Source organism: Bacillus sp. 05T31, from assembly GCF_056396725.1.
Window position 1 is genome coordinate 1 of record NZ_JBFTMA010001123.1, and the last position, 860, is coordinate 860.

Genomic DNA, 860 nt, shown 5'->3' on the forward strand with positions numbered 1-860 from the left:
CTAAAGTACCGTCGTTCTTTAATAAGAACTCTTTCTTAACAGAATCCCCTGGTTTTAAATCTTTAATATCTACAAGCGTTTTAGGGTTTAATGTAAGATCTAACGTCCCAGCTGCAAATGTATTGTTTGATACTTCTTTATCGCTAAAGTAAGCGAATGTTCCTCCACCAATTAAAGATAACCCCAATGCTGCTGATGCAACTCCCATACCTAATTTCTTTTTCAGACTCACAATCAATTCCCCCTAGCTGTTTTTTGTATTTTTACCTCTTATTTCAAAATAAGAGGTGTAACTAAAACTATATTAGCTTAGCTAATATTTGTTCTTTTTTTAAAACCTTAAGTTCATTATAACGAACAAGACTATATAAATACAATATATATTTTGATTATTTTTATTTCTCAACATTTTTTCCTTTTTTTCAGAAAAGTATTGAGAAATAAAGTGAAACTTTAATCAGTGTTTTTCTGTCCATCCCCACTAATCATTAACCTTCACCAAGCGGTGGGCTGCCAACTAACTTCCTCGCATTCGTTAAATTTTTAGGTGAAGACCTTATACCCACGAATAGTGAAATAAGAAAAACAAAGCAAATAGGTGAGTCGTAGGGCTCTCTCACCTATTTGTCTTATCATTGTATTTATTCCTTCCGAAATGCTGCTGTATTTTACTTACTATTCCTTCTGTTCTTCTTGCTTCTTACTCTCTTCTAGTTTTTTCGCCTCTTCTTGCTTCTTACTCTCTTCTAGTTTTTTCGCCTCTTCTTGCTTCTTACTCTCTTCTAGTTTTTTCGCCTCTTCTTGCTTCTTACTCTCTTCTAGTTTTTTCGCCTCTTCTTGTTTCTTGCTCTCTTCTAGTT

The 860-nt window shown here is 33.7% G+C and carries 2 pseudogenes; both read right to left on the bottom strand.

Annotated features, from left to right (window positions below):
• Positions 1-232: pseudogene (gene calY, locus AC1DJR_RS31790) on the bottom strand (biofilm matrix protein CalY); the annotation flags it as partial.
• A gap of 443 nt (positions 233-675) precedes the next feature.
• Positions 676-860, bottom strand: a pseudogene (locus AC1DJR_RS31795) (DUF4047 domain-containing protein); the annotation flags it as partial.